A 25048-nucleotide genomic window follows, 5' to 3' on the forward strand; every position below is an offset into this window, starting at 1 on the left:
TTCAATACCCCATTTTTTGCGCGCGCAGGCTGAAGAAAATCCCGCTGGGACTCCGGGCCGGCAGGCTTTTCAGCAGGGTCAGGCGGTACGGATCCCACACTTGCAACTGTTCGCCATCGCGCACCGACAGCCACAGTTGCTCGCCACGCCCGGTGAATTCCATGTGCAGCACACCGGGGCCGGGGCGCAGGTCGGCGACCACCTGGTGGGTTTCGGTGTCGAGCACCTGCACCCGGTCGTTGTCCGGGTAGGCGAAGTTGACCCACAACTGGCGCCCGTCGGGCCGCGCAGTGACAAAGATCGGCTGCCCGGCCACCGGGATCGCCGCCGTCTGCCGCCAGGTGCGCGCGTCCATCACCAGCACCTGGTGACGTCCCACCGCCGGCACGAACGCCTGGTCATCGGCGACGGCCCAGCCCTCCAGGTGGGGCATCTTGTACACCGGCAGCTTGGCCTGGTCCCGGCCGTAGTCCTTGAGTACGCGCACCACGCCGCGCTCCGGGTGCCACAGGTCGAGCTGGGCCATGCCGTCCTCACCGAACAGCCCGGCCATGTAGTAGCGGCCGTCGGCGGTGATCAGCGCGTCATAGGGTTGCTCGCCGACGTCCTTGAAGCGGGTGATGCGCGGCGGGTTGCCGTGGCTGAAGTCGGCGCTCCAGATCTCGCCGGTGTCGAACAGGCTGAACACGAAGCGCTGCCCGGGCGCATCCACCAGGCCGACTACCCGCGAGCGCTTGCCATCGGCCATTTCCGTCGCGGGGATGTCGGCAATGAGTGCCAGGTTCTCGGCGTCGAACACCTTGACCCCGCCCGGCACGTAGTTGGACACAGCGATCAGGCGCCCATCCTGGCTGATCGCGCCGCCGATGCTGTTGCCGCCCTGGACGATGCGCCGCTCGATGCGTTGGCGCAGCAGGTCGATCTTGGTCAGCCCGCCATCGCGGGCAAACACGTAGGCATAGCGCTGGTCGCGGGAAAACACCGCCGAGGCGTGGGACAGGTCGCCCAGCCCCTCGATACGGGCCAGTTCGGTCATGCCGGTGCTCTCGATAATCTGCACGCTGCCACTGGCGCGTTCGATCACCAGGCCCAGGTCGCCGCTGCCGCGCAATGCAGGTTGGGCGCAGGCACCCAGCAACAGGCACAGGGATAACAGGGTGGGACGCATCATGGTGGGGGGCTTCCTTGCAATAGGCGGTCGACCAGCCAGGCAATATCGCCGGCACTCAGCAGCGGGCCCCACCCGGGCATGGCGCGGGCGGGGCGGCCGTAGGTCACGGTGGCGATCAGGCTGTCGCGGCTGTGGTGGGCCAGGGCTTGCGGTGTGAGGGCCGGGCCCAGGCCGCCGGTGAGGTGCAGGCCATGGCAGGCCCCGCAATCCTGGGTCAACAGGTGTTCAAGGCGGGCAGCGTCCGGGGTGGCCGCTGCCCGCGCGGGAATCAGCAGGAGCAGCGCCATGGCCGTACCGATCATCGATGCTTGCATGGCGTGCTCCTTGTGCTTATTTCAAGGTCAGGACCCAATCGGCCAACACCTTGGCTTCATCATCGGTGACCTGGTTCGGCGGCATCGGCACCGGTCCCCAGTTGCCCTGGCTGCCGTTCTTGATGTGGCTGGCCAGGGTGGTGGCTGCGTCTTTCACGCCGGCATTCTTGGCGGCGACGTCCTTCAAGGCCGGCCCCACCAGTTTGCTGTCAATCGTGTGGCAGCCCACACAGGGTTTGCTGTTGAACAACCCCGGGCCGTCTTGTGCCAACACCGGTTGCAGGCTGAGCGCAGCGGCGGATGCCAGCAGTGCGAGGAGCATATTTTTCATTCGGTGACCTCGTTTTGATGGGGCTCAATAAATGTCGTGTTGGGTGTTGTAGACGTTGAATTTTCCGGTCGGCGTGATCAGGCGCTTGTCGCGGATCACCTGCTTGAGCTTCAAGGTCTTGTCATCGATCACCACCAGCGCCGACTCTTCGGTCTGGCCGTTCCACACCGAGAACCACACCTCGTCACCGGCCTTGTTGTATTCCGGTTGCACCACCCGCAGCGCGCCTTGCTTGATGCCCGAATACTCGGCAATCGGCAGCACGGTGTAGCCCTTGTCCAACTGGTTGATGTCGAACACCGCCACCGACTGGCTGAGCTTGGCGTCGGGGTTGAGGGTGGTGTCGACATACAGGTGATGGGAGTTGGGGTGGGTCTTGATAAACAGCGAACCGCCGCCCTGGCCCTTGAGGGATTCCACCTGTTTCCAGGCGTATTGCGGGTGCTTGACCGGGTCGGTGCCGATCACCGAAATACCGCCGTCGCCCAAGTGGCTGGTGGCCCATACCGGTCCATATTTTGGGTGATTGAAGTTGGCGCCACGGCCGGGATGCGGGGTCTTGCCGACCTCCACCAACGCGGTGAGCTTGCGCTCCCTGGAGTCGATCACCGCGACCTTGTTGGAGTTGTTCGCGGCGGTCATGAAGTAGCGGTGGGTGCTGTCCCAGCCGCCGTCATGCAGGAACGGCGCGGCGTCGATGGTGGTGATGGTGAGGTTCTTGATGTCCTGGTAATTGACCAGCATCACCTTGCCGGTTTCCTTGATATTGACGATGAACTCCGGCCACTCGTGGGAGGCGATGATCGCCGCCACGCGGGGTTCGGGGTGGTATTCCTGCTTATCGACGGTCATGCCCCGAGTGGACACGATCTGCCTGGGCTCCAGGGTTTCGCCATCCATGAGGGTGAACTGCGGCGGCCAGTAGGAACCGGCAATCGCGTACTTGTCTTCGTAGCCCTTGAACTTCGAAGTCTCCACCGAGCGGGCCTCGATGCCCACCTTGATCTCGGCGACTTTGGTCGGCTCCAGGGGCCACAGGTCGATCATGTCGATCTTGGCATCGCGGCCGATCACCAGCAGGTAGCGGCCAGACGCGGAGATACGCGAGATATGCACGGCGTAACCGGTGTCGATCAGCTTGATGATCTGCTTGGTGTCGCCGTCCACCAGGGCGATCTTGCCGTCGTCGCGCAGGGTGACCGAGAACAGGTTTTGCAGGTTGAGGGTGTTCAGTTGTTTTTTCGGCCGGTCTTCGGGCTTGACCAGCACTTTCCAGGTCTTGAGGGTTTCGGCCATGCCCCATTCCGGCGGGGTGGGCGCGGTGTGCTGGATGAAGGTGGCCATGCTGGTGATCTGCGCCTTGGTCAGCGCATTGGACGTGCCCCAGTTGGGCATGCCGGCCGGGGAACCGTAGGTGATCAGCGCTTCCAGATACGCCTGGCCACGGGCCTGGGTGATGTCCGGGGTCAGCGGCTTGCCGGTGGCGCCTTTGCGCAACACACCGTGGCAGCCGGCGCAGCGTTCGAAGTAAATCTGCTTGGAGGCGTCGAACTCAGCCTGGCTCATATCCGGCGCGCCGGGGCTTTTCACCATCCCGGTCGGCGCGTCGCCATGGGCGTTGATGGGCAATGCGAGGGCCAGGGCGCAGCTCAGGCTGGCAAGACTCAGGACCCAGGGTTTTCTGTTGCGAGTCAGCATTCCATATCTCCTCAGGCAAGACCTTTGCGATGCCCGGCGAAGGCGGGGTAGAGCGCAGGTTCTTAGTGCCAGGCAAGACTATGTTGCAGTCGCGCAAGGCTCGCTTGACGGCGATCAAGTTTGCCGTTGTACGTGCTTGCCAGGTTGTCGCAGGGGCCCTTAGCGTGGGGGCCGAACCCGTTGCGAGTACGCGTGATGACCGAGCCCTTCTACCAACCGCTGGATAACGAACAGCAGCTGTTCGAACACGCCTGGCGCCACCACCTGCCGGTGCTGATCAAAGGCCCCACGGGCTGTGGCAAGACGCGCTTCGTGCAGCACATGGCGCACCGCCTGAACCTGCCTCTGTACACCGTGGCCTGCCACGACGACCTCAGCGCCGCCGACCTGCTCGGCCGCCACCTGATCGGCACCGACGGCACCTGGTGGCAGGACGGCCCACTGACCCGCGCCGTGCGCGAAGGCGGGATCTGCTACCTCGACGAAGTGGTGGAAGCGCGCCAGGACACCGCCGTGGTGCTGCACCCGATTGCCGATGAACGCCGCGAACTGTTCCTGGAACGCACCGGCGAAGTGCTCAAGGCGCCGTCGTCGTTCATGCTGGTGGTGTCGTACAACCCCGGCTACCAGAACCTGCTCAAGGGCATGAAACCCAGCACCCGCCAGCGCTTCGTGGCGATGCGGTTTGGTTACCCGCCGGTGGCCGACGAAGAACGCATCGTCGCCCGCGAGGCCGGTGTGGATGTGGCGCTGGCCGCCCAGGTCGTGCGCCTGGGCCAGGCGCTGCGTCGGCTTGACCAGCATGACCTGGAGGAGGTGGCCTCCACCCGGCTGCTGATCTTCACCGCCCGCCTGATCGGCGCCGGCATGAGCCCACGCGAAGCCTGCCTGGCGTGCCTGGCCGAACCGCTGAGCGACGACCCGCAGACCGTCGCCGCGCTGATGGACGTGGTGGATGTGCACTTTGCCTGAACCGCGCCGGCTGCCAGGCGACCTGGCGATGTGGTTTTTTATCCTCGCCGAGCTGTTGGTGTTCGCGATTCTGATCCTCACGTTTGCCGTGACCCAGGCGCTCAAGCCCGAGCTGTTTGCCGCCGGGCGCGCACAGCTGGATACCTCGACCGGGTTGGCGATGACCTTGAGCCTGCTGACCGCAGGCTTGTTGGCCGCGTTGGCGGTGCAGCAGGTGCGATTGCAGTGCCGGCGACGCGGCGCCGGTTTGTTCGTCGCGGCGTTGTTGGTGGCGCTGGTGTATGTGGGGATCAAGCTTGGCGAGTACGCCCACCTGGGCGCTGCCGGACTGGGCCTGGAGCACGGCACGTTTTTTACCTTGTACTGGATACTCACGGGGTTTCATTTCCTGCATGTGCTGCTGGGGATGGTGATTCTCGGGTGGCTGGCGCTGGGCTGCTGGCGCGGCGGGCTGTCGGTCGGCGGGCTGGAGTCGGGGGTGCTGTATTGGCACATGGTGGATCTGGTGTGGGTGGTGTTGTTTCCGCTGGTCTATGTGATTCGCTGAGGTGTGTATGACGGGTTCCCGGACGCTGATCCTGTGTTGGCTGATGTTGGTGGTGCTGAGCGTTGGCACTGTGCTGACGGGGGCGTCCGGGTTGTGGTGGGCGGTGTTGCTGCTGGCGGTGGTCAAGGGGTGGGTGATTGTGGATGGGTTTATGGCGTTGCGGCGTGGGCCAGTGTTGTGGAGATTTTTGATGCTGGGGTGGGGGGTGGTTGTGGTCGCTTTACTGAGTACATATCCGTTATTTGCGTAGCGGCTGCTTACGAGGCTCGGTATGCCCTCACTCCAGATCAAAAGCCAAGCCGCGGCGGCCTTAGAGCCGACCGGTGTTGGGTCTGGTGTACTCGGTTAAAAATGTGGGAGGGGCGGTGCGACGATTCGACTTGCCCCCGATTGCAGTGGGTCAGTACCAAATCCATCAACTGACACTCCCTCATCGGGGGCAAGCCCCCTCCCACATTTGGATCTCCATCCAGCAGGCAGGCCTCAGCCTGCTTTTGCTCTGCTTTTGCTCTGCTTTTGCTCTGCTTTTGCTCTGGCTTTTGATCTTGATCCTGGGCGCCCCGTCAAACACGCTGGCCGAACGCAGGCTTGAATCCGTGGGTAACCCGGCAGGACGCCGGGTTAGCCGTCCTGGGCCAAGGATGGCCCATGACGGCGGCCCACGGATTCAAGCCGGAGTGAGGGCATGCCGAGCCTAGGCGAGGCACCGAGTGTTGGGGCAAGAGCCCTTTGGTTACTTTGGGGCTCTTTTCCAAAGTGACCCGCTGTAAGAGCGGAACCATAGGCCGCCGTTACCTAAATAACGGATATGTACCCAACCCAACCCCAAAAAAATACCCCACCAAAACCATCAACAATTCTTGATCGCCATCAAGCAGTTTCCACCCCCCACCTCCCTATCATTCCCTGGCCAAGCCATGAGGAAGCGACCATGTCAGAGACCTTCACCAAGGGCATGGCCAGGAATATCTATTTCGGAGGAAGCGTGTTCTTCTTCCTGATTTTCCTGGCCCTGACCTACCACACCGAACAAACCTTTCCCGCCCGCAGCAACGTCGACCAACTTACCGAATCTGTCGTGCGCGGCAAAGGCGTCTGGGAGCGCAACAACTGCGTCGGCTGCCACACCTTGCTGGGCGAGGGCGCTTATTTCGCGCCGGAGCTGGGCAATGTGTTCAAGCGCCGGGGCGGCGAAGAAGGGTTCAAGCCGTTCCTGCATGCCTGGATGAAAATGCAGCCCCTGGGTGTACCGGGGCGACGGGCCATGCCGCAATTCAATCTCAGCGACCAGGAGGTGGACGATATGGCCGAGTTCCTCAAATGGAGCTCGAAGATCAATACCAACAACTGGCCACCGAACAAGGAGGGCTGAGCCATGCGCAGTGCCAATCCATACTTGAAATTCCAATCCCAGGCCGTGGCCAAACCCTACTTTGTGTTCGCCCTGATCCTGTTTCTCGGTCAGGTGCTGTTCGGTTTGATCATGGGCCTGCAATACGTGATCGGCGACTTTCTGTTCCCGTTGATCCCCTTCAACGTGGCGCGGATGGTCCATACCAATCTGCTGATCGTGTGGCTGCTGTTCGGCTTTATGGGCGCGGCCTACTACCTGGTGCCCGAGGAGGCCGAACGCGAGCTGCACAGCCCGAAACTGGCGATCGTCCTGTTCTGGGTGTTCGCCGCCGCCGGGGTGTTGACCATCCTCGGCTACCTGCTGGTACCGTATGCGGCGCTGGCCAAGTTGACCCACAACGAGCTGCTGCCGACCATGGGGCGTGAGTTCCTGGAACAACCGACCATCACCAAAATGGGCATCGTGGTGGTGTGTCTGGGCTTTCTGTACAACATCGGCATGACCCTGCTCAAGGGCCGCAAGACCACCGTCAGCATGGTGATGATGACCGGGCTGATCGGCCTCGCGGTGTTCTTCCTGTTCTCCTTCTACAACCCCGGCAACCTGGCGCGGGACAAGTTCTACTGGTGGTGGGTGGTGCATCTGTGGGTCGAAGGCGTGTGGGAGCTGATCATGGGCTCGATGCTGGCCTTCGTGCTGATCAAGGTCACCGGCGTCGACCGTGAAGTGGTGGAGAAATGGCTGTACGTGATCATCGCCATGGCCTTGATCACCGGGATCATCGGCACCGGTCACCACTTCTTCTGGATCGGCGCGCCCGAGGTGTGGCTGTGGGTCGGTTCGATCTTCTCGGCCCTGGAGCCGCTGCCGTTCCTGGCGATGGTGATGTTCGCCTTCACCATGGTGAAGCAACGTCGGCGCCAGCACCCTAACCGCGCGGCCACGTTGTGGGCCAAGGGCACCACGGTCACGGCGTTCTTCGGCGCGGGCGTGTGGGGTTTCCTGCACACCCTGGCACCGGTCAACTTCTACACCCACGGCACCCAACTCACTGCCGCCCACGGGCACCTGGCGTTCTTCGGTGCCTACGCCATGATCGTGATGACCCTGATCAGCTACGCCATGCCCCGCCTGCGCGGTATCGGTGAAGCGCCGGACGCGCGTTCGCAGACCCTCGAAATCCGGGGCTTCTGGATGATGGTGCTGTCGATGGTGATGATCACGCTGTTCCTCACCGCCGCCGGGGCCGTGCAGGTCTGGCTGCAACGCTGGCAGGTGGATGGGGTGGCCTTGCCGTTCATGGCCACGGTGGAGCATTTGCAGGGACTGTTCTGGGCGCGGTTGGTCAGTGGGGTGGTGTTCCTGCTCGGGCTGGCCTGCTACCTGTGCAGCTTCCGGCAACGCGCCCGGATGGCTGGAGCACCGGTACCGATCGTCTACTGAAGGTAACGCGGTCCAAATGTGGGAGGGGCGGTGCGACGATTCGACTTGCCCCCGATGGCGGCCTGTGGGCCGACCGCTTTTTGGGGGGGAGTACATATCCGTTGCTGCGGTAACGGCTGCTTAGGGTTCCGCTCTTACAGCGGGTCACTTTTGGAAGAGCGCCAAAAGTAACCAAAAACGCTTCGCCCCAACACTCGGCACCTCGCCTAGGCTCGGTGTGCCCGAACGAAGGCTTTGGAGCGTGGGCCGCCGCGATGGGCCATCCATGGCCCAGCGCGGCTAACCCGGCGTCCTGCCGGGTTACCCACGCTCCAAAGCCTGCGTTCGGCCAGCGTGTTTGACGGGGCGATTTTAGATCAAGAGCCAAAGCGCGGCGGCCTTAGAGCCGACCGGAGTTGTGCCTGGTGTACTCGGTAAATGTGGGAGGGGGCTTGCCCCCGATGAGGGAGTGTCAGTTGGTGGATTTGGTACTGACCCACTGCAATCGGGGGCAAGTCGAATCGTCGCACCGCCCCTCCCACATTTTGACTGCAGTGTGCCTGTCAAACATCAAACAGTTGGAGCCCATCCCATGGCCTTTACCCTTGAATTGGAAGAATGGGTCGGCAGTGCCTGGCACCGCTTTATCACCCGCCGCGCCAGTGTCGATTTTCCGCACGCGCGGGTCGATCTGGTCGACCGCCAGCGCAGCCTCGCCGTATTGTTTCGCGCCCTGGGCGGTGCCAGCGGGATCGCCCTCGAAGCCGCCAGCGAACGCGACCTGCTGCTGCGCCGCAACCTGTTGATGCGCATCGCCGGCACCTGCAAGCATGCACCCCTGGCCTCCTGCGATGGCAACCGTCTACGCCTGCCGTCGAGCCTGGCGGTGTACCCCACCGTCGCCTTGAACCGGGAGCTGTACCGCTGGCTGGCGCTGCTGGCCGCCCATGCAGGCCCCATGACCCATTGGGCCCGGGACAACCAGCGCTGGACCTGGCTGCTGCTGCAACGCTACCCGGCGCTGCTGCCCAGCTACCAGCGCCTGGTGGACGCCCATATCACGCTGCGCCCCGACCCGGCCAGCCTGAGCCCCGCTGAAGCCGCCCTGGAAAAAGCCCTGCGCAAGGCCCTGCGCGAGCCCGGCAGCGTGCGCCATCTGCCCCGCAGCGAACGCGCTGCCTGGCCGTTGCCCTTATGGCTGTACCCGCCGTTGCACCTGGACACGCCCCAGGCCCTCGATCTTGAAGACGACGGCGACGACCTCGCCACCCCGTCCGGGGAGCAGCAGGGCGCGCCCAAACGTGCCGGCCGTGTGGATGATCACAGCCGTGATGGCGGCCTGCTGGTGGTGCGCCTGGAAAACCTGTTCAGCTGGACCGAGCACGTCGACCTCGATCGCTGGGCCGACGACAGTGAGGACCCGGACGCCGTCCGCGTCGCCGAAGACCTCGACCAGTTGAGCCTGTCGCGCCAGCGCGTGCGCAAGAGTGGCGGCTTGAAGCTGCACCTCGACCTGCCGCCCGCCGATGTGGATGACATCCCCCTCGGCGAGGGCATCAAGCTGCCCGAGTGGGACTACCGCCAACAATGCCTTCGACCCGGTTTCGTCAATCTGCAGCTGATGCAGCCACGTGCCGATGCACCGCAACCGTTACCGGCCCGATTACTCGGCCCGGCCCAGCGCCTGCGCCGTCAATTCCAGCAGCTGCGCACCGACCGCCAATGGCTGCGCCGGCAACCCCAGGGCGCGGAGCTGGACCTGCAAGCCTGGGTGGATTTCCAGGCGCAACGCCAACACGGCGCCTGCACCGAACGCGGCTTGTACCAGGAGCAACGTCACACCCGACGCGACCTGGCATGCCTGCTGCTGGCGGACCTGTCGATGTCCACCGACGCGCATTTGAACGACGAGCAAAAGGTCATCGACGTGATCCGCGACAGCCTGTTGCTGTTCGGCGAAAGCCTGGACGGGCTGGGGGATGCGTTTGCGTTGTATGGCTTCTCGTCCCTGCGCCGCCATCAGGTGCGCCTGCACCAGCTCAAGACCTTCGAGCAAGTCTATGACGACCGCACGCGTGGCTGTATCCAGGCCCTCAAACCGGGGTACTACACGCGCATGGGCGCCGCGATTCGCCAGGCCACCCAGTTGCTGGGCGCGTGCAAACAGCGGCGCAAGTTGTTATTGCTACTGACGGATGGCAAACCCAATGACCTGGATCTGTATGAGGGCCGCTACGGGGTCGAAGACACCCGCCAGGCGGTGGCCGAGGCGCGGCGCCAGGGCCTGATTCCGTTCTGCATCACCATCGACAGACAGGCCGGGGATTACTTGCCCTACATGTTCGGTGCCCATGGCTACACCCTGATCCGTCAGCCGGAGCAGTTGCCGCTGCGGTTGCCCCAGCTGTACCGGCAACTGACCGAAGGTCAGTAGAAGTCGCGGGGCAACCAGAAGAACATCGCGATGCAAAACAGCGTCAGGCTCAGGCAGAACCACTGGAAACGCCGCAAGCGAAGGGCCTGCACGCCGGCGTCCGAGGCGGGCAGGGCCATGCCGCAATCCGTGCACTGCTGGTGCTTGTCGGCATTGCGCTGCTGGCAATACAGGCAGGTTTTCACTCGAATTGCTCCAGGCGCAGCCGGTCCAGAATGGCGATCTGACGTCCGTCCTGGGTGATGATCTTTTCATCGATCAGGCGCCGGATAATCCGCGAAAAGGTCTCCGGCTGGATCGACAGATGCCCGGCAATCAACTGCTTGGCCATGGGCAGTTCGAAGGTGGCGTCGGTGCTGTGCAGGCGCATCAGTTGGGTCAGCAGGTAGCGCACCACGCGGTGGGTGGCGTTTTTCAGCGACAGGGTCTCGATCTCGTTGACCCGCTGGTGCAGGCGCACGCACAACGTGCCGAGCAGGGCGAAGGTCAGGCGGCTGTTGCTGTGCAGCAGGCGCATGTAGGTGGCGTTGGACAAACGGTACAGCTGGGTGGGGCACACCGCTTCGGCGCAGGCGACGTAGTTGGGGGTGTCCATCAGCATCATGGCCTCGGCGAAGGTCTGGCGCTCGCCGATCACTTCGAAGACCTTCTCCTGGCCGTCGGGGGTCAAACGGTAGACCTTCACCGCACCGGCGATCACAAAGTAAAACGCCTCGGCCGATTCGCCCTGGCGGAACAGCGGCTCGCCTTTGTCGATGCTCAGCAACTGGCTGTTGCCCATCAGCTCGTCGAGTTCTTCGTCGTTCAGCGGTTCGAACAGGTGATGGCTGCGCAGGATCTGGTGGTGCACGCGATGCAGCACCATGCCCGGTTCCTTGAACAGCAGCGGGGCGTTCACACCAGCACCAGCGAGAGCCCGCTGGCGGCGGCCAGCATGGAGCCGAGGATCACAAACCAGGCGAGGGGGACATAGGCGTTTTTCATCATGGCTCCGGGGTGCGGTGTGGATATAGGCGCGAGGGTAATCCCTTGGCCCCGATAGCGACTTGATCTACGACAAGGGCAATACGCAGGTATCGGCGCAAGATTGCCGCAGTCCTGAAGGGAGACCGTGTCATGCAAGTGCTCGATCGGCGCAAGGCCATGTCGATTACCCCGTTGTTTCGCCTGGCCTTCCGGCCATTCTTTCTCGGCGCCTGTGTGTTGGCGGCGCTGGCAATTCCCCTGTGGCTGCTGGCCCTGGGCGGGCACCTCGGCAGTTGGCAACCCGCTGGCGGCTGGCTGGCCTGGCATCGCCATGAGCTGCTGTTCGGCTTCGGCGTGGCGATCATCGCCGGGTTCCTGCTCACGGCAGTGCAGACCTGGACCGGCCGCCCGGGCATCAGCGGCAATGCCCTGGCGCTGCTTGCCGGCGTGTGGCTGGCGGCGCGCCTGGGCTGGTTGTTCAACCTGCACTGGCCGCTGCTGGCGGTGCTGGAACTGACCTTTCCCTTGGCCGTCGCCGCGGTGATGGGCTGGACCCTCTGGCAGGTAAGACAGAAGCGTAATTACCCGATTGTGCTGGTGCTGGCGCTGCTGACCGTGGCCGATGCGCTGTCGCTGTATGGCTTGCTGCGCAATGACCCCGGCCTGCAACGCCAGGCGGTGCTCACCGGCCTGTGGCTGGTGGCGGCGATGATGGGCCTGATCGGCGGACGGGTGATTCCGTTTTTCACCCAGCGCGGTTTGGGCCGGGTCGAAGCGGTCAAACCCTGGGTGTGGCTGGACCTTATATTGCTTGGCGGCTCGCTGCTGATCGCCGTGCTGTATGCCGCAGGGCCCGCGTTGGGCGCCAACCTGTGGATCGGCCTGCTGTTCGCCGCCCTCGGGCTGGGGCACCTGGTGCGCCTGGCCCGCTGGCATGATCGTGGCCTGTGGCGCGTGCCGCTGCTGTGGTCATTGCACCTGGCGTATGCCTGGCTGGCCGTGGCCTGCCTGGGCATGGCGCTGTGGCACTGCGGCGCGCCGCTCAATCCCAGCCTGGCCGTGCATGCATTGACCATCGGCGCCATGGCCGGGCTGATCCTGGCCATGATCGCCCGCGTCAGCCTGGGCCACACCGGCCGCCCGTTGCAGCCGCCCGCAGGGATGACCCTGGCCTTTGGGCTGCTGAACCTGGCGTGTGTGTGCCGGGTGGTGCTGGTCCTGCTGTTGCCGATGGCCGCGTTGTGGCTGGCGGGGGTGTGCTGGACCCTCGGGCTCGGCCTGTACCTGTGGCGGTATGGCCCGATGCTGTGGCAGGCACGGGTCGATGGGCATCCGGGCTAGGAGGACGTCATGCTCTATTCCACCTTGTTGATCGTGCATCTGCTGGCGGCGATTGCGTTTATCGGCACGCTGTTTTTCGAAGTGGTGATCTGGCACAGCGCCCGCGAGGAGCTGGCCTGGTCGGCGCAGTTCACCTCCGACCATGCCATTGCACGGCGTTCGCGCCAGGTACTGCACGGCGTGGTGGTGCTGCTGTACGGCGCCGGCATCGGCCTGGCCTGGCACTATCGCGGGCTGTTGGCGGTGCCCTGGGCCAGCCACTTCGCCGCGCTGCTGAGCCTGAAAATCCTGCTGGCCCTGAGCATCATCGGCCATTACCTGTGGCTGGCGTACCTGCTGAGTCACCAGCGCTTGAGCCCCCGGCGTGCGACGTGGATTCGTCGCAGCATCCTGGGGCATATGGTTGTGATCGTGATCGTGGCCAAGCTGATGTTGCGTTGATCAGGCAGGCGGACTGAGCGCCCTGGTAAACAACAGGTCGTTCTCCAGGCGGATGTGGTCGCGCGGGTGTTGCTGCGGTAATGGAGTGAGATCCAGAGCAGACTGATATCTACCTGATGTACAGAGATCACATGTGGGAGGGGCGGTGCGACGATTCGACTTGCCCCCGATGGCGGCCTGACAGCCGACCAGGATGTTGGATCAGGCCGAGTACATATCCGTTGCTACGGTAACGGCCACCTATGGTTCCGCTCTTACAGCGGCTCACTTTTGGAGGGACCCAAAAGTAAGCAAAAGGTCCTCGCCCCAACACTCGGCACCTCGCCTAGGCTCGGTGTGCCCTCACTCCGGCTTGAATCCGTGGGCCGCCGTCATGGGCCATCCCTGGCCCAGGACGGCTAACCCGGCGTCCTGCCGGGTTACCCACGGATTCAAGCCTGCGTTCGGCCAGCGTGTTTGACGGGGCGCCTGAGATCAAGATCAAAAGCAGAGCCAGAGCAACAGCCAGAGCAACAGCCAGAGCAACAGCAACAGCAACAGCAACAGCAACGCGATCCGTTGTGTAGCCCCCCACACCCCAAGCAATCACATGCGGCGTCATGCCACGGGCGAATGTTGATCGCGGTCAAGGGATAACTTCGTGGTAGTTCCCACACTGTGGCGAACTTTCTGGAGGACTGCGCCATGCCCCTGTCTCTTGCGCAATTGCGCCGCAACTACACCCTTTATGGCCTGCGTGATGACTTGGTGCAGGACGATCCCTTGGTGCTGTTCGGCCAGTGGCTGGATCAGGCGCGTAAAACCGAGGTGCCGCCGGCCGAGGCCAATAGCATGGCCTTGGCTACGGTCGATCATGATGGGCATGCCCACTGTCGCATCCTGCTGCTCAAGGGTTTCAGTGCCGAGGGTTTTTTCTTTTTCGGCCATTACCAGAGTGCCAAGGGCCAGGAGTTGGCGAGCAATCCCCATGCGGCCATGACGTTTTTCTGGCCGGGGCTGGAGCGTCAGGTGCGTATCGAAGGCCCGGTGGTTCGAGCGGATGCGCAGCTGTCGGACGATTATTTCGATGCGCGACCGGCCGCCAGCCAGTTGGGCGCCTGGGCGTCGCCGCAAAGCCAGCCCCTTGGCCATCGCAGCGAGTTGGAAAGCCGCCTGCGTGACGTCACCGAGCGTTTCGCCGGGCAGCAACCACCACGGCCCGAGCATTGGGGCGGTTACCGCCTGCAACCGCAGCGCATCGAGTTCTGGCAGGGCCGGCCCGACCGCCTGCATGACCGTCTCGACTACCGCCTGCACGCGGGCATTTGGCAGCGCACGCGCCTGGCCCCCTGAACGAGATACCTCCTTGGAGGAATAGGCCCTGCGCCCGTTGCGGCGCAGGCTGACGGCAACTTTCTTGACGCCTGGAGCCTTGATCATGGCCCATTTGAAACAACGCACGTTCGTGCCCCTGAACATCGCCGTGCTGACCATCAGTGACACCCGTACCCTCGACACCGACACCTCCGGCCAGACCCTGGTGGACCGCCTCGAAAGTGCCGGGCATGTGCTTATCGACCGTGGCCTGGTGATCGACGACATCTACCAGATTCGTGCGCAGGTGTCCCTGTGGATCGCCGACCCCGAGGTGCAAGTGGTGCTGATGACTGGCGGTACCGGTTTCACCGCCCGCGACAACACGCCCCAGGCGGTGCTGCCGTTGCTGGACAAACATGTCGAAGGCTTCGGTGAGCTGTTCCGCCAGGTGTCCCTGGCCGAAATCGGCACTTCCACCTTGCAGTCCCGCGCCCTGGCCGGCATCAGCAACGGCGTGCTGGTGTGCTGCATGCCGGGCTCGCCGGGCGCATGCCGCACCGGCTGGGACAGGATCCTGGCGGAACAGTTGGACAGCCGCACCGGCCCGTGCAACTTCGTGCCGCACCTCAAGCCCCAGCCTGAGCAAATCCTGCAAGCCTGCGAGTCGCGTTCATGAGTGTCTCGGTGTGTGACAGCGGCCACCTGATGCCGGTGGACGAGGCCATCGCCGCGCTGCTGGCCCAGGCGCCGCCGCCGCCGAGCACCCAGGTGATTGGCCTGGAGCAGGCGCTGGGGCGGGTGGTCGCCGAAGAGCTGTTCTCGCCCCTGGATTTGCCCTGTTTCGACAACAGCGCCATGGACGGCTACGCCCTGCGCGCCGAGGACGTGCCGGCCGAAGGCGGCTACCTGATGCTCGCCGGGCGCATTGCGGCGGGGCAGCACAGCAAGGTGAGGGTGCAGGCCGGGCAGGCCGTGCGCATCTTTACCGGTGCGCCGCTACCGCCCGGCGCCGACACGGTGGTGCCCCAGGAGCGTTGTCGCCTGTACGGCCAGCGCATCTGGTGCCCGCCGGTACGTCTCGGCGAGCATGTGCGCAAGCAGGGTGAAGAGTTGCAGCGTGGGCAGACCCTGATCGCCGTCGGCAAGCGCCTGCGCGCCCAGGACATCGGCTTGCTGGCCTCGGCCGGCATCCCTCGGTTGAAAGTCTATCGCCCGTTGCGGGTGTGCCTGCTCAGCAGCGGCAACGAGCTGCGTGACCCGGGCGAAGCGCTGGTGCCGGGGCAGATCTACAACAGCAACCGCTATGCCCTGGCTGCCTTGTTGCGTGGCTGGGGCGTGGACGTGCACGACTACGGCGTGATGGCGGATGAACTGGCCGCCAGCCGTGATGCGCTGGCCCTGGCCTCGTCTGAATGCGACCTGTTGCTGACCTCGGCGGGGGTGTCGGTGGGTGAGGAGGACCATCTCAAGCAGGCCATCGAGGCGCTCGGCCGCGTGGACTTCTGGCGCCTGGCGATCCAGCCCGGCAAACCCCTGGCATTTGGCGACGTGGCGGGCAAGCCGTGGCTGGGCCTGCCCGGTAACCCGTCGGCGGCGTTGATCACCGCGCTGGTGGTGGTGCGTCCGTTCCTGCTGCGCGCCCAAGGAGTGGAGCGGGTGTTGCCGGTGCCGATCCAGGTGCCGGCCGCATTCGAATGGCTCAAGCCCAACAAGCGCCGCCAGTACCTGCGTGCACGCCTGAGCCCTGGCGAGGACGGGCAATTGTGCGCCGTGCTGCACCCCCAGCAAAGCTCGGCGATGCTCACCGCCGCCTGTTGGGCCGATGGCCTGGTGATCGTCGAGCGTGAGCACCAGGTGCTCAAGGATGAACCGGTGCCGTTTGTGTCTTTCGCTGAATTTCTCTGAGGAGCCCCCATGCAACTGGTCTGCCCGGCAGGCAACCTGCCTGCGCTTAAAGCCGCGGTGCGCCAAGGCGCCGATGCGGTGTATGTCGGTTTTCGCGATGACACCAATGCCCGGCACTTTGCCGGGTTGAACATGGACGACAAACAGTTCGACGGTGCCGTCGCCTTTATTCGCCAGCACCAGCGCAAGCTGTACGTGGCGGTCAACACCTACCCGCAACCGAAGATCTGGGCACGCTGGCAACGCGCCGTCGACCGCGCGGCGGACCACGGCGTGGACGCCCTGATCGCCGCCGACCCCGGCGTGCTCGACTACGCCAGCCGCCAGCATCCGCACATGGCCTTGCACCTGTCGGTACAGGGCTCGGCCACCCACGCGGCGGCGCTGAAGTTCTATGCCGAACGCTATGGCATTCGCCGCGCGGTATTGCCCCGTGTGTTGTCCCTGGCCCAGGTCAAGCAGGTGGCTGCGAGCAGCCCGGTGCCCATCGAAGTGTTCGGTTTCGGCAGCCTGTGCATCATGGCCGAGGGGCGTTGCCACCTGTCTTCCTATATCACCGGCGAGTCGCCGAACCTGTGCGGCGTGTGCTCGCCGGCCAAGGCGGTGCGCTGGAGCGAAGATGCCGAGGGCTTGAGTGCGCGCCTGAGCGACGTGCTGATCGACCGCTACACCGCCGACGAACCCGCCGGCTACCCGACGCTGTGCAAGGGCCGCTTCCTGGTCGGCGGCAAACGCTTCCATGCCCTCGAAGAACCCACCAGCCTCGACACCCTCGACCTGCTGCCGGAGCTCAGCGCCATCGGCGTCGAAGCGGTCAAGATCGAAGGCCGCCAACGCAGCCCGGCGTATGTGGAACAAGTCACCCGGGTCTGGCGCGCCGCGCTCGACGCCCACCGCAGCGCACCGGCCAGCTTTGTGGTCAAGGACCAATGGCGCCAGGTGCTGGCCGGGTTATCCGAAGGCAGCCAGACCACACTCGGCGCCTACCATCGTGCATGGCAGTGAGGATACACAGATGAAACTCAGCCTGGGACCGGTGCTGTTTTATTGGGATAAGGAACACCTGGGGCGCTTCTACTCGGACATGGCCGGCTTGCCCCTGGACGTGATTTACCTGGGCGAAACCGTGTGCGCCAAGCGCCGCGCGTTTTCCCTGGACCGTTGGTTGGGGCTGGGCCGGGAGCTGCAAACCTGCAGCTCGGCGCAGATCGTGTTGTCGAGCTTGACCTTGATCGAAGCCGCCTCCGAACTGTCGAGCCTGCGCCGCCTGTGCGACAACGGCGAGTGGCTGGTGGAGGCCAACGACATGGGCGCGGTGCAGATGCTGATCGAGCGAAAATTGCCCTTTGTCGGCGGCCCGGCGCTCAACCTCTACAACGGTCACGCCCTGGTGCAACTGCTTGACGCCGGCATGCAGCGCTGGTTGCCGCCGGTGGAATGCTCCCAGGGCCTGATCGCCGACGTGCTGGAACAGGTGCGCGAATTGGGCCGGCCGTTGCCCGAAGTGGAGATCTTCGCCTACGGCCATTTGCCTCTGGCGTACTCGGCGCGTTGCTTCACCGCCCGCGCGGAAAACCGCCCCAAGGACGATTGCCAGTTCTGCTGCATCAACTACCCCGACGGCATGCCCCTGACCAGCCAGGAAGGGCAGGCGCTGTTCACCTTGAACGGCATCCAGACCATGTCCGCCGACGTTACCAACCTGCTGGCCGATTACCCCGGCCTGGTGTCCAGCGGCGCCGACCTGTTGCGCCTGAGCCCACGGGCCGAGGGCATGGTCGAGGTGGTACGTGCCTACGACCAGGTACGCCAGGGCGCTACGCCGCCGCTGTATGTCGAAGGCTGCAACGGCTACTGGCACGGCCAGGCGGGCATGTTGCGGGTTGAGGAGGTGGGCCTGTGCTGAGTCGTAAACCATGGCTGCTCAAGGGGGCCGACCGGTTGTTGCCATTGATCCGCCGCGTGCCATTTGGCGTACAGCGCCTGGTCTTGCAGCAAGCCCTCAACCGCTGCCTGGCCGAACCCCTGCGCGACGGCGGGTTTGACCTGCTGCGCGGGCGTTGGCTGTGTTTGCGTATTCCTGACCTGGGGTTGTGCTGGTACCTGACCCTGGGGCGGGATGGGTTGCGGATTGCGCAAAAGGCTGAGGCGCAGGTCAGCATCAGTGGTAATTGGCGGGAGTTTCTGTTGCTGGCCAGCCGCCAGGAAGATCCGGATACGCTGTTCTTTCGCCGCCGGTTGGTGATCGAGGGGGATACGGAATTGGGGCTGGGGTTGAAGAATCTGATCGACAGTTTGGACCCGGATGTGTTGCCGCCCTGGTTGTGGCGGAATCTGGAGCGGGCGGGGCGGGCGTCAGCGGTCCACAGCGGGCACTGATCAGCCGGCCTGATAGCCCATCAACTGTTCTTCGCAGAGGATTCGAATGGTGCGCCGCTGCACCTCGATCAACCCGCCTTCCACCAGCCGGTGCAGGATCCTTGAAAAGGTCTCCGGCTGGATCCCCAGCTTCGACGCCACCAGGCGCTTGGGCACTTGCAGCACCACCTCGCCACTCAGTGCATCGCGCTCCTGGAACAGGAAGTTGATCACCCGACGGCTGGCGCTGGCCAGGGTCAGGGTGTCGATGTCCTTGAGGCGCTGATGCAGGTGGATGCTCATGCTGGCCAGGATCGCCAGGCAGATTTTCGGCTGGTCTTCCAGGGCCCGGCGGTAGTGCTGGCCTTCGATGCTGACCAGCACGCTGTCCTTGAGCGCGGTGGCGCTCACCGGATAGGCCTTGGCCTGGGTGAACAGCAGGGCTTCGGCAAAGGTCTGGCCGGGCTGGATGATTTCCACCAGGTGTTCCTGGCCTTCGCCCGTAACCCGATGCAGCTTGATCTGGCCGCTGACCAGCAGGAAGAAACGCTCGGCCGCGTCGCCCTGGTGCATCAACGGCACATGGCCGGGCAGGCGCTTGAGATTGGCCAGGGTGCAGACGTCCTGGAAGGTTTTTTCCGGGAGCTGGCTGAACAGGTGATGGCGACGCAGGGTGAGCACGATGTGGGGATGGGTGAGCATGGTTGGGCCTCCGCAATGGGGTAGCGTAGGGGGCATGGCGCGGGGTTGATATGCCTCTGTGGGGGTACCTCTTGCGGGGTTTGTGTAAACAATGTGGGAGGGGGCTTGCCCCCGATGAGCAAGGGTATCCACACAACTTTTCAGCCCCTGACAAATCTCCCTGTGGTGAGCGGGCTTTTTGTGGTGAGCGGGCTTGTCCCGCGCTGGGCTGCGTAGCAGCCCCAAAACCAGTGTCTACAGAGTGTCTGATACACCGCATTCTTCTGGACTGGGGCTGCTGCGCAGCCCAGCGCGGGACAAGCCCGCTCACCACAACAGCCCTATCTGCCGCGCGTTCAGCCTCAAACAGCCTCACCCCGCCTGCCGCAAATGCTCCATCGCCCAGACCGCCGCCTCGACCCGCGACCGCAATCCCAGCTTATGCAGCAGATTCTTCACATGCACCTTCACCGTGCCCTCGGTAATCCCCAATTTGTGCCCGATCACCTTGTTGCTGTGTCCACTGGCAATCGTCCTCAGCACCTGGCGCTCGCGCTCGGTCAATTCCACTGCCGCATGGGGCTGCGGCGAGCGCAGGGCCTGGGCCAGGACGCGGGTCAGGCCGGGGCTGATGACCAGCGCGCCATGCAACGCATCGCGGATGTACTGGATCAACAACTCCGGCTCCATGTCCTTGAGCAGATAGCCATTGGCATCCAGGCGCAGCGCATCGCGGATGTCGTCCTCGGCGTCGGACACGGTAAACAGCAGCACCTTGCCGGCATAGTTCATGGCCCGCAGGCGGCGCAGGGTTTCCAGGCCGTTCATGTGCGGCATGTTGTTGTCCAGCAGGACCAGGTCCGGTTGCAGCCCGTCGATCTGGTCCAGGGCTTCCTGGCCGTTACCGGCTTCGCCGACCACTTGCAGGTCGTCTTCCAGTTCAAGCATCTGGCGCATGCCGTGGCGCATCATCGGGTGATCGTCGACCAGCAGGATACGGTGGCGGGTGAGGGTGTTCATGAGGCGGTGCCTTGTAGGGAGTGGCCGAGAAATTCCGGTTGGAAACGCAATTGCACGCGGGTGCCTTGGGGCTCGCGGGGGCTGATGTCGAGGTGGCCATGCAGGCTGCGGGCGCGCTCGTCCATGATGGTCAGGCCGTGGTGTTCGCGGGTGTCGACCTCACCGCAGAAGCCCCGGCCGTCGTCCTCGATGCTCAGGCTCACGGTCTCGCCTTCCTGGCGCAGTTGCAGCCAGGCGTTTTGCGCATGGGCATGGCGCAGGCAATTGGACAGGGCCTCGCGGGTGACCTGCAACAAGTGGATCTGTTCGCTGGCCGACAGTTGGAAGGCCAGGGCGTCCACATGCAGGTGCACCTGGAACTCGCCACGCCGCGAGAACTCCTCGGCGGTGTCCTGCAGCTCCTGCACCAGCCCGGCATCGTGGATTTGCAGGCGGAAGGTGGTGAGCAATTCGCGCAGTTGGCGGTAGGCGTTGTTCAGGCCGTCGCGCAGTTCGGCGGTGACGGTGGCCAGGGTTTCCACCGGTTCGCCACGGCGGATCAGGGTTTGCATGCGGCTGACCTGCAGCTTCATGTAGGACAGCGCCTGGGCCAGGGAATCGTGCAGTTCCCGGGCGATGATGGTGCGTTCGTCGAGCAGCAGCAGGCGGTGGTCCTGTTCGCGCTGGCGCTTGAGCGACAGCGAGGTGCCGATCAGGTTGGCCAGGGCCTGGATCAACTGTTTCTCCCAGTCCTGGGGCGCATGGCCGTCGAGGAAGTGCGCCTTGAGTTCGCCCAGTTCCGAGCCCTGGTTGCTGATGCTGAATACCTGGGGGAGCGCCACTTTCTGTTTTTGGCACGTTGCGCAATCACCGATGGCGCAGACGTTGCGGCTATCCCCTCCATTCAGGGAGAGCATCTGCTGGGCCGGCGCCAGGAAGTGCCCTTGCAGGCACAGCGACAGGCGCAGCCCCGGCAGGCGTTTCTGGAAGCGCCGGATCAGTTCATCCAGGCCCTCGGCGTTCGCCAGGCGCGTGGCCAGGCTGCGGCTGCTCTGGTAAAGCAGCTCCAGGGCAGCGTTGGCTTGTTGCAGGTTGAGGGTTTTCTGCCGCACCTGGCTCTCGAGGGTGCGGTGGGATTGTTCAATGGTTTCGGCCATGGTGTTGAAGCTCAGGGCGAGTTGCCCCAACTCGTCTTCGGAGCGGTGATTGACCCGGGTCTTGAAGTCGCCATCACGAAAGCGCCGGGTCGCGTGCACCAGCTCTTCCAGGGGGTTGACCACGCCGTACTGCAATTCATACAGGCCGATCAGCAGGATGATCAGCGTACTGAACAGAGCCAGGCCCTGGATGCTTTGCTGCCAGCCCTGTTTCTGTTCGCTGTGTTGTTGCAGGAGGCTGACGAATTGGTTCAATTGCTCGACGAACCCCGGTGCGCTGGCCTGGAACAGCATCGCGTCGCCACGGGCCAGCGCCGGGCGCAGATCGGTGTCCCAGCGCTGCTGGATCTGTTGGTAGCTCTGCAGCAGGGCACTGCGCGGGCCGTCTTCAAGCACCGCCTTGAGCGATTGGCTGTCGAGGCGCCCTTGCAGGCTGTGGGTGATGGCGTCGATCTCGTCGGCAGGCGCGCCGGCCGCCAGTTTCCAGCTCAGGTGGTAGGTCTCCATGCGCACCGAGCCGGCGGTGTTGATGGCGGCGGCATCGCCCTGGCTGAACCAGGCGATCAGGCCGGCGCTCAAGGAACTGGCAAGGGCGAGGATGGCGATCAGGATCACCGCCAGCCCGGCGCGAGCGGGCAGGGAGCTGCGCAGCCAGTTAAACATGGCGGCGTAAGCGAAGGGGGTTGGAAGCCTGCATGGCGGCACCTGCAAAGGGAAAAGGGCTGAAAAACCGCAATCCCTGGCGCACTACCTCTAAAGAGTTGCCGGCAAACCCTCCCACGGGAAAACGCCGGCACAAGAGACCAATCCATTGATAAATAAAGACTTTCTCTTGTTGTTAGGACTACCTCCTTAGAGGTATGTGGGGCCAGCATAGCCCCATACCCCCCAGGCGGACGTTGACCTGGGTCAAGTTCCACGGGGGTGTCGCCCCTAACCTGCGCCCATGGAATCACTTTCTGGAGCGCATACCGTGACTCAACCCCGTATAAGACAAGGCCTGGTGCTGGGCATGAGCACCCTGGCCTTCACCGTCTGCTTTATGGTGTGGATGATGTTCGCCGTGCTGGGCGTACCCATCAAAGAGCTGCTGCAACTCAACGAAACCCAGTTCGGCCTGCTGGCCGCCACGCCGGTGTTGACCGGCTCCCTGGTACGCCTGCCCCTGGGCCTGCTGACTGACCGCTTCGGCGGGCGCATCGTGTTCTTCCTGTTGATGCTCGCCTGCGTGCTGCCGCTGTACCTGATCACCTACGCCACCGCCTATTGGCAGTTCCTGGTGCTGGGCCTGTTCGTCGGCCTGGCCGGCGGTTCGTTTTCGGTGGGCATCGCCTACGTGGCCAAGTGGTTCGACAAAGACAACCAGGGCTTTGCCATGGGCGTGTTCGGCGCCGGCAACGCGGGCGCCGCCGTCACCAAGTTCCTGGCCCCGGCGCTGATCGCCCTCGGCACCTGGCACCTGGTGCCCAAGGTGTTCGGCGCGATCCTGTTTATCACCGCGCTGCTGTTCTGGTTCCTCACCAGCGAGAACAAGGCCCACCGCAGTGCCGGCGGCGCCAGCCTGCGCCAGCAGTTGCTGTGCCTGAAAGACCCGGCCGTGTGGCGCTACTGCCAGTACTACTCGATTGTGTTCGGCGGCTATGTGGCCCTGGCGCTGTGGATGACCAAGTACTACGTGCAGGAATACGGCTTCAGCCTGCAAAGCGCCGCGTTGCTGGCCGCGTGTTTCTCCCTGCCCGGCGGCGTGCTGCGTGCGGTGGGCGGCTGGATGTCCGACCGCTGGGGCGCCCAGAGCGTGACCTGGTGGGTGCTGTGGGTGAGCTGGATCTGCCTGTTCCTGCTCAGCTACCCGCAGACCCAATTGCAGGTGCAGACCGTCAACGGTCCCCTGGATTTCCACATCGGCCTCAACGCCACCCTGTTCACCGTGCTGCTGTTCGTGATGGGCATCGCCTTCGCGTTCGGCAAGGCCTCGGTGTTCAAGTACATCGCCAATGACTACCCACAGAACATGGGCGCGGTGTCCGGCATCGTCGGGCTGGCCGGTGGCCTGGGCGGCTTTGTGCTGCCGATCCTGTTTGGCGCCCTGGTGGACCTCACCGGCGTGCGCTCGTCCTGCTTCATGTTGATGTACGGCGTGGTCTGGGTGTCCCTGACCTGGATGTACTTCAGCGAAATGCGCAAGCAACCGCTGTTGGGCAAAACCGCCCAACCTCTCCAAGGAGAATGAACATGTCCATCGCGCAAAAGCCCGGCTCGGGGCCGGTGATCCACGACTGGCGCCCTGAAGACCCGGCGTTCTGGGGCGCCAGCGGCAAGAAGACCGCGACCCGCAACCTGTGGATCTCGATTCCTGCACTGTTGCTGGCCTTCGCCGTGTGGATGGTGTGGAGCACGGTGATCGTGCGCCTGAACGCCATCGGCTTCACCTTCAGCACCGACCAGTTGTTCTGGCTGGCGGCGTTGCCGGGCTTGTCCGGTGCCACTTTGCGGGTGTTCTACTCGTTCATGGTGCCGATCTTCGGCGGCCGCCGCTGGACCGCCCTGAGCACCGCGTCGCTGCTGCTGCCGTCGCTGTGGATGGGCTTTGCGGTGCAAGACCCCAGCACCCCCTACAGCGTGTTTGTACTGATCGCACTGCTGTGCGGTTTCGGCGGCGGCAACTTCGCCTCGAGCATGTCCAACATCAGCTTCTTCTACCCCAAGTCGCAGCAAGGCACGGCCCTGGGCCTGAACGCCGGCCTCGGCAACCTGGGGGTGTCGGTGATGCAGTTCTGCGTGCCGCTGGTGATCACGTTCGGCGTGTTCGGCCTGGTGGGCGGCCAACCGCAGACCTTGGCGGATGGCAGTCAACTCTGGCTGCAGAACGCCGGTTTCATCTGGGTGCCGTTTATCCTCACCGTCACCGTGGCGGCCTGGTTCGGCATGAATGACCTGTCCAGCGCCCGCGCTTCGTTCAGCGAGCAGGCGGTGATCTTCAAGCGCAAGCACAACTGGCTGATGTGCTGGTTGTACCTGGCGACTTTCGGCTCATTCATCGGCTTTTCGGCGGCGTTCCCGCTGCTGATCAAGACCTCGTTCCCCGATGTGGTGGCGCTGAAATTCGCCTTCCTCGGCCCGCTGGTCGGTGCCCTGGTGCGCCCACTCGGCGGCTGGCTGGCGGACAAGCTGGGCGGCGCACGGGTGACCTTGTGGAACTTCGTGCTGATGATCGTGATGGTGTTCGGCGTGCTGCACTTTTTGCCGCAGAACGGGCAGGGCGGCAGCTTCTACGGCTTCCTCGGTATGTTCATGCTGCTGTTCATCACCACCGGCGTCGGCAACGGCTCCACCTTCCGCATGATCCCGGTGATCTTCCGCACCCAGCACGAGAAGGCCAGTGCCGGTAAGTCCGCCGCCGAGCGCGAGCAGGCGATCAAGGATGCCGGTAAGGAATCCGCCGCGGTGCTGGGCTTCAGTTCGGCCATGGGCGCCTTCGGTGCGTTCTTCATTCCCAAGTCCTTCGGCACGTCCATGGCCGCCACTGGCAGCCCGGCGATGGCCTTCTACATGTTTGTCGGTTTCTACCTGAGCTGCATCGTCGTGACCTGGTGGTGGTACGCCCGCAAAGGCTGCGCCACACCCTGCTGATCGACCACGAATTCGCGGGGCAACGCACCCC

Annotated in this window: 25 protein-coding genes; 16 read left to right on the plus strand and 9 right to left on the minus strand. The window is 64.1% G+C overall.

The window, feature by feature from the left end:
• Nucleotide 1 precedes the first annotated feature (1 nt).
• From B9N88_RS27060 to B9N88_RS27075, 4 genes are read right to left on the minus strand one after another with little or no spacing between them, the layout of a single operon-like run.
• Complete coding sequence (locus B9N88_RS27060; protein WP_027607200.1) at nt 2-1171, minus strand: cytochrome D1 domain-containing protein; 1170 nt, start codon at nt 1169-1171, stop codon at nt 2-4.
• Nucleotides 1168-1485 (minus strand): c-type cytochrome, encoded by a 318-nt coding sequence (locus B9N88_RS27065; RefSeq protein ID WP_027607199.1) that lies wholly within the window; start codon nt 1483-1485, stop codon nt 1168-1170. Before B9N88_RS27065 ends, B9N88_RS27060 begins: the two co-directional genes overlap by 4 nt.
• 16 nt (nt 1486-1501) lie before the next feature.
• On the minus strand, nt 1502-1816 hold the full coding sequence (locus B9N88_RS27070; RefSeq protein ID WP_027607198.1) for a c-type cytochrome: 315 nt from the start codon (nt 1814-1816) through the stop codon (nt 1502-1504).
• Between the two features lie 24 nt (nt 1817-1840).
• Entirely contained in the window at nt 1841-3409 is a 1569-nt protein-coding gene (locus tag B9N88_RS27075) for a cytochrome D1 domain-containing protein (RefSeq protein ID WP_223841643.1), read from the minus strand.
• Nucleotides 3410-3709: 300 nt separating this feature from the next.
• Between B9N88_RS27075 and B9N88_RS27080 the strand changes: the two genes are divergently transcribed.
• From B9N88_RS27080 to B9N88_RS27115, 6 genes are all read left to right on the plus strand, one after another.
• Nucleotides 3710-4486, plus strand: coding sequence for a CbbQ/NirQ/NorQ/GpvN family protein (locus B9N88_RS27080; protein ID WP_027607196.1), 777 nt, complete (start codon nt 3710-3712; stop codon nt 4484-4486).
• Nucleotides 4470-5033, plus strand: a complete 564-nt coding sequence (locus B9N88_RS27085) for a cytochrome c oxidase subunit 3 (protein ID WP_027607195.1) — start codon at nt 4470-4472, stop codon at nt 5031-5033. The genes B9N88_RS27080 and B9N88_RS27085 overlap by 17 nt, the downstream gene beginning before the upstream one ends.
• Before the next feature lie 43 nt (nt 5034-5076).
• Nucleotides 5077-5283 carry a cytochrome C oxidase subunit IV family protein gene (locus tag B9N88_RS27090; protein WP_315899049.1) on the plus strand — a complete coding sequence of 69 codons (207 nt, stop codon included), beginning with the start codon at nt 5077-5079 and terminating at the stop codon, nt 5281-5283.
• A 681-nt stretch (nt 5284-5964) separates the two neighbouring features.
• A complete protein-coding gene (locus B9N88_RS27100) occupies nt 5965-6405 on the plus strand; it encodes a c-type cytochrome (protein ID WP_027607193.1) in 441 nt (146 codons plus the stop codon).
• Nucleotides 6406-6408: 3 nt separating this feature from the next.
• The gene (locus B9N88_RS27105) at nt 6409-7830 is read left to right on the plus strand and encodes a cbb3-type cytochrome c oxidase subunit I (RefSeq protein WP_027607192.1); all 1422 of its coding nucleotides are present in this window, start codon (nt 6409-6411) and stop codon (nt 7828-7830) included.
• Nucleotides 7831-8401: 571 nt separating this feature from the next.
• Nucleotides 8402-10243 carry a nitric oxide reductase activation protein NorD gene (locus B9N88_RS27115; RefSeq protein ID WP_027607191.1) on the plus strand — a complete coding sequence of 614 codons (1842 nt, stop codon included), beginning with the start codon at nt 8402-8404 and terminating at the stop codon, nt 10241-10243.
• Here B9N88_RS27115 and B9N88_RS27120 read toward each other — a convergent pair.
• Nucleotides 10237-10428, minus strand: coding sequence for a hypothetical protein (locus tag B9N88_RS27120; RefSeq protein ID WP_027607190.1), 192 nt, complete (start codon nt 10426-10428; stop codon nt 10237-10239). The genes B9N88_RS27115 and B9N88_RS27120 overlap by 7 nt on opposite strands.
• On the minus strand, nt 10425-11108 hold the full coding sequence (locus B9N88_RS27125) for a Crp/Fnr family transcriptional regulator (protein ID WP_027607189.1): 684 nt from the start codon (nt 11106-11108) through the stop codon (nt 10425-10427). The genes B9N88_RS27120 and B9N88_RS27125 overlap by 4 nt, the downstream gene beginning before the upstream one ends.
• 251 nt (nt 11109-11359) lie before the next feature.
• On the opposite strand from B9N88_RS27125, the gene B9N88_RS27130 reads away from it, so the two are divergent.
• The 8 genes from B9N88_RS27130 to B9N88_RS27170 all read left to right on the plus strand — a co-directional run bounded on the left by B9N88_RS27130 (nt 11360) and on the right by B9N88_RS27170 (nt 18571).
• A complete protein-coding gene (locus tag B9N88_RS27130; protein ID WP_027607188.1) occupies nt 11360-12550 on the plus strand; it encodes an NnrS family protein in 1191 nt (396 codons plus the stop codon).
• 9 nt (nt 12551-12559) lie between these two features.
• Nucleotides 12560-12991, plus strand: coding sequence for a membrane protein (locus tag B9N88_RS27135; RefSeq protein WP_027607187.1), 432 nt, complete (start codon nt 12560-12562; stop codon nt 12989-12991).
• Between the two features lie 684 nt (nt 12992-13675).
• Nucleotides 13676-14323 (plus strand): pyridoxamine 5'-phosphate oxidase, encoded by a 648-nt coding sequence (gene pdxH / locus B9N88_RS27145; protein WP_043293719.1) that lies wholly within the window; start codon nt 13676-13678, stop codon nt 14321-14323.
• Nucleotides 14324-14408: 85 nt separating this feature from the next.
• Entirely contained in the window at nt 14409-14963 is a 555-nt protein-coding gene (moaB, locus tag B9N88_RS27150) for a molybdenum cofactor biosynthesis protein B (RefSeq protein ID WP_027607185.1), read from the plus strand.
• Nucleotides 14960-16192 carry a molybdopterin molybdotransferase MoeA gene (glp, locus tag B9N88_RS27155; RefSeq protein ID WP_027607184.1) on the plus strand — a complete coding sequence of 411 codons (1233 nt, stop codon included), beginning with the start codon at nt 14960-14962 and terminating at the stop codon, nt 16190-16192. The genes moaB and glp overlap by 4 nt, the downstream gene beginning before the upstream one ends.
• Before the next feature lie 9 nt (nt 16193-16201).
• Complete coding sequence (locus B9N88_RS27160; protein ID WP_027607183.1) at nt 16202-17197, plus strand: ubiquinone anaerobic biosynthesis protein UbiU; 996 nt, start codon at nt 16202-16204, stop codon at nt 17195-17197.
• 10 nt (nt 17198-17207) lie between these two features.
• On the plus strand, nt 17208-18098 hold the full coding sequence (locus B9N88_RS27165) for a U32 family peptidase (protein ID WP_027607182.1): 891 nt from the start codon (nt 17208-17210) through the stop codon (nt 18096-18098).
• Nucleotides 18092-18571, plus strand: coding sequence for a ubiquinone anaerobic biosynthesis accessory factor UbiT (locus B9N88_RS27170; protein WP_027607181.1), 480 nt, complete (start codon nt 18092-18094; stop codon nt 18569-18571). The genes B9N88_RS27165 and B9N88_RS27170 overlap by 7 nt, the downstream gene beginning before the upstream one ends.
• Here the strand turns inward: B9N88_RS27170 and B9N88_RS27175 are convergent, their stop codons facing one another.
• The 3 genes from B9N88_RS27175 to B9N88_RS27185 all read right to left on the minus strand — a co-directional run bounded on the left by B9N88_RS27175 (nt 18572) and on the right by B9N88_RS27185 (nt 22050).
• Entirely contained in the window at nt 18572-19252 is a 681-nt protein-coding gene (locus B9N88_RS27175) for a Crp/Fnr family transcriptional regulator (RefSeq protein ID WP_027607180.1), read from the minus strand.
• A gap of 351 nt (nt 19253-19603) precedes the next feature.
• Nucleotides 19604-20251 carry a two-component system response regulator NarL gene (gene narL / locus B9N88_RS27180; protein ID WP_027607179.1) on the minus strand — a complete coding sequence of 216 codons (648 nt, stop codon included), beginning with the start codon at nt 20249-20251 and terminating at the stop codon, nt 19604-19606.
• Complete coding sequence (locus tag B9N88_RS27185; RefSeq protein ID WP_027607178.1) at nt 20248-22050, minus strand: HAMP domain-containing protein; 1803 nt, start codon at nt 22048-22050, stop codon at nt 20248-20250. Before B9N88_RS27185 ends, narL begins: the two co-directional genes overlap by 4 nt.
• A gap of 310 nt (nt 22051-22360) precedes the next feature.
• On the opposite strand from B9N88_RS27185, the gene B9N88_RS27190 reads away from it, so the two are divergent.
• Entirely contained in the window at nt 22361-23617 is a 1257-nt protein-coding gene (locus B9N88_RS27190; protein ID WP_043293718.1) for an MFS transporter, read from the plus strand.
• 2 nt (nt 23618-23619) lie between these two features.
• Nucleotides 23620-25017: a NarK family nitrate/nitrite MFS transporter gene (locus B9N88_RS27195; RefSeq protein WP_043293717.1), complete on the plus strand. Its 1398-nt coding sequence runs from the start codon at nt 23620-23622 to the stop codon at nt 25015-25017.
• The last annotated feature ends 31 nt before the right edge of the window (nt 25018-25048 follow it).

The organism is Pseudomonas sp. LAMO17WK12:I1, assembly GCF_900177315.1.
Classification (GTDB): domain Bacteria; phylum Pseudomonadota; class Gammaproteobacteria; order Pseudomonadales; family Pseudomonadaceae; genus Aquipseudomonas; species Aquipseudomonas marginalis.

Bases quoted from the DNA above. Each gene is read 5' to 3' on its own strand.
- B9N88_RS27060 (WP_027607200.1), bottom strand. From the start codon at position 1,171: ATGATGCGTCCCACCCTGTTATCCCTGTGCCTGTTGCTGGGTGCCTGC.
- B9N88_RS27065 (WP_027607199.1), bottom strand. From the start codon at position 1,485: ATGCAAGCATCGATGATCGGTACGGCCATGGCGCTGCTCCTGCTGATT.
- B9N88_RS27070 (WP_027607198.1), bottom strand. From the start codon at position 1,816: ATGAAAAATATGCTCCTCGCACTGCTGGCATCCGCCGCTGCGCTCAGC.
- B9N88_RS27075 (WP_223841643.1), bottom strand. From the start codon at position 3,409: ATGGTGAAAAGCCCCGGCGCGCCGGATATGAGCCAGGCTGAGTTCGAC.
- B9N88_RS27080 (WP_027607196.1), top strand. From the start codon at position 3,710: ATGACCGAGCCCTTCTACCAACCGCTGGATAACGAACAGCAGCTGTTC.
- B9N88_RS27085 (WP_027607195.1), top strand. From the start codon at position 4,470: ATGTGCACTTTGCCTGAACCGCGCCGGCTGCCAGGCGACCTGGCGATG.
- B9N88_RS27090 (WP_315899049.1), top strand. From the start codon at position 5,077: ATGTTGGTGGTGCTGAGCGTTGGCACTGTGCTGACGGGGGCGTCCGGG.
- B9N88_RS27100 (WP_027607193.1), top strand. From the start codon at position 5,965: ATGTCAGAGACCTTCACCAAGGGCATGGCCAGGAATATCTATTTCGGA.
- B9N88_RS27105 (WP_027607192.1), top strand. From the start codon at position 6,409: ATGCGCAGTGCCAATCCATACTTGAAATTCCAATCCCAGGCCGTGGCC.
- B9N88_RS27115 (WP_027607191.1), top strand. From the start codon at position 8,402: ATGGCCTTTACCCTTGAATTGGAAGAATGGGTCGGCAGTGCCTGGCAC.
- B9N88_RS27125 (WP_027607189.1), bottom strand. From the start codon at position 11,108: ATGGTGCTGCATCGCGTGCACCACCAGATCCTGCGCAGCCATCACCTG.
- B9N88_RS27130 (WP_027607188.1), top strand. From the start codon at position 11,360: ATGCAAGTGCTCGATCGGCGCAAGGCCATGTCGATTACCCCGTTGTTT.
- B9N88_RS27135 (WP_027607187.1), top strand. From the start codon at position 12,560: ATGCTCTATTCCACCTTGTTGATCGTGCATCTGCTGGCGGCGATTGCG.
- pdxH (WP_043293719.1), top strand. From the start codon at position 13,676: ATGCCCCTGTCTCTTGCGCAATTGCGCCGCAACTACACCCTTTATGGC.
- moaB (WP_027607185.1), top strand. From the start codon at position 14,409: ATGGCCCATTTGAAACAACGCACGTTCGTGCCCCTGAACATCGCCGTG.
- glp (WP_027607184.1), top strand. From the start codon at position 14,960: ATGAGTGTCTCGGTGTGTGACAGCGGCCACCTGATGCCGGTGGACGAG.
- B9N88_RS27160 (WP_027607183.1), top strand. From the start codon at position 16,202: ATGCAACTGGTCTGCCCGGCAGGCAACCTGCCTGCGCTTAAAGCCGCG.
- B9N88_RS27165 (WP_027607182.1), top strand. From the start codon at position 17,208: ATGAAACTCAGCCTGGGACCGGTGCTGTTTTATTGGGATAAGGAACAC.
- B9N88_RS27175 (WP_027607180.1), bottom strand. From the start codon at position 19,252: ATGCTCACCCATCCCCACATCGTGCTCACCCTGCGTCGCCATCACCTG.
- narL (WP_027607179.1), bottom strand. From the start codon at position 20,251: ATGAACACCCTCACCCGCCACCGTATCCTGCTGGTCGACGATCACCCG.
- B9N88_RS27185 (WP_027607178.1), bottom strand. From the start codon at position 22,050: ATGTTTAACTGGCTGCGCAGCTCCCTGCCCGCTCGCGCCGGGCTGGCG.
- B9N88_RS27195 (WP_043293717.1), top strand. From the start codon at position 23,620: ATGTCCATCGCGCAAAAGCCCGGCTCGGGGCCGGTGATCCACGACTGG.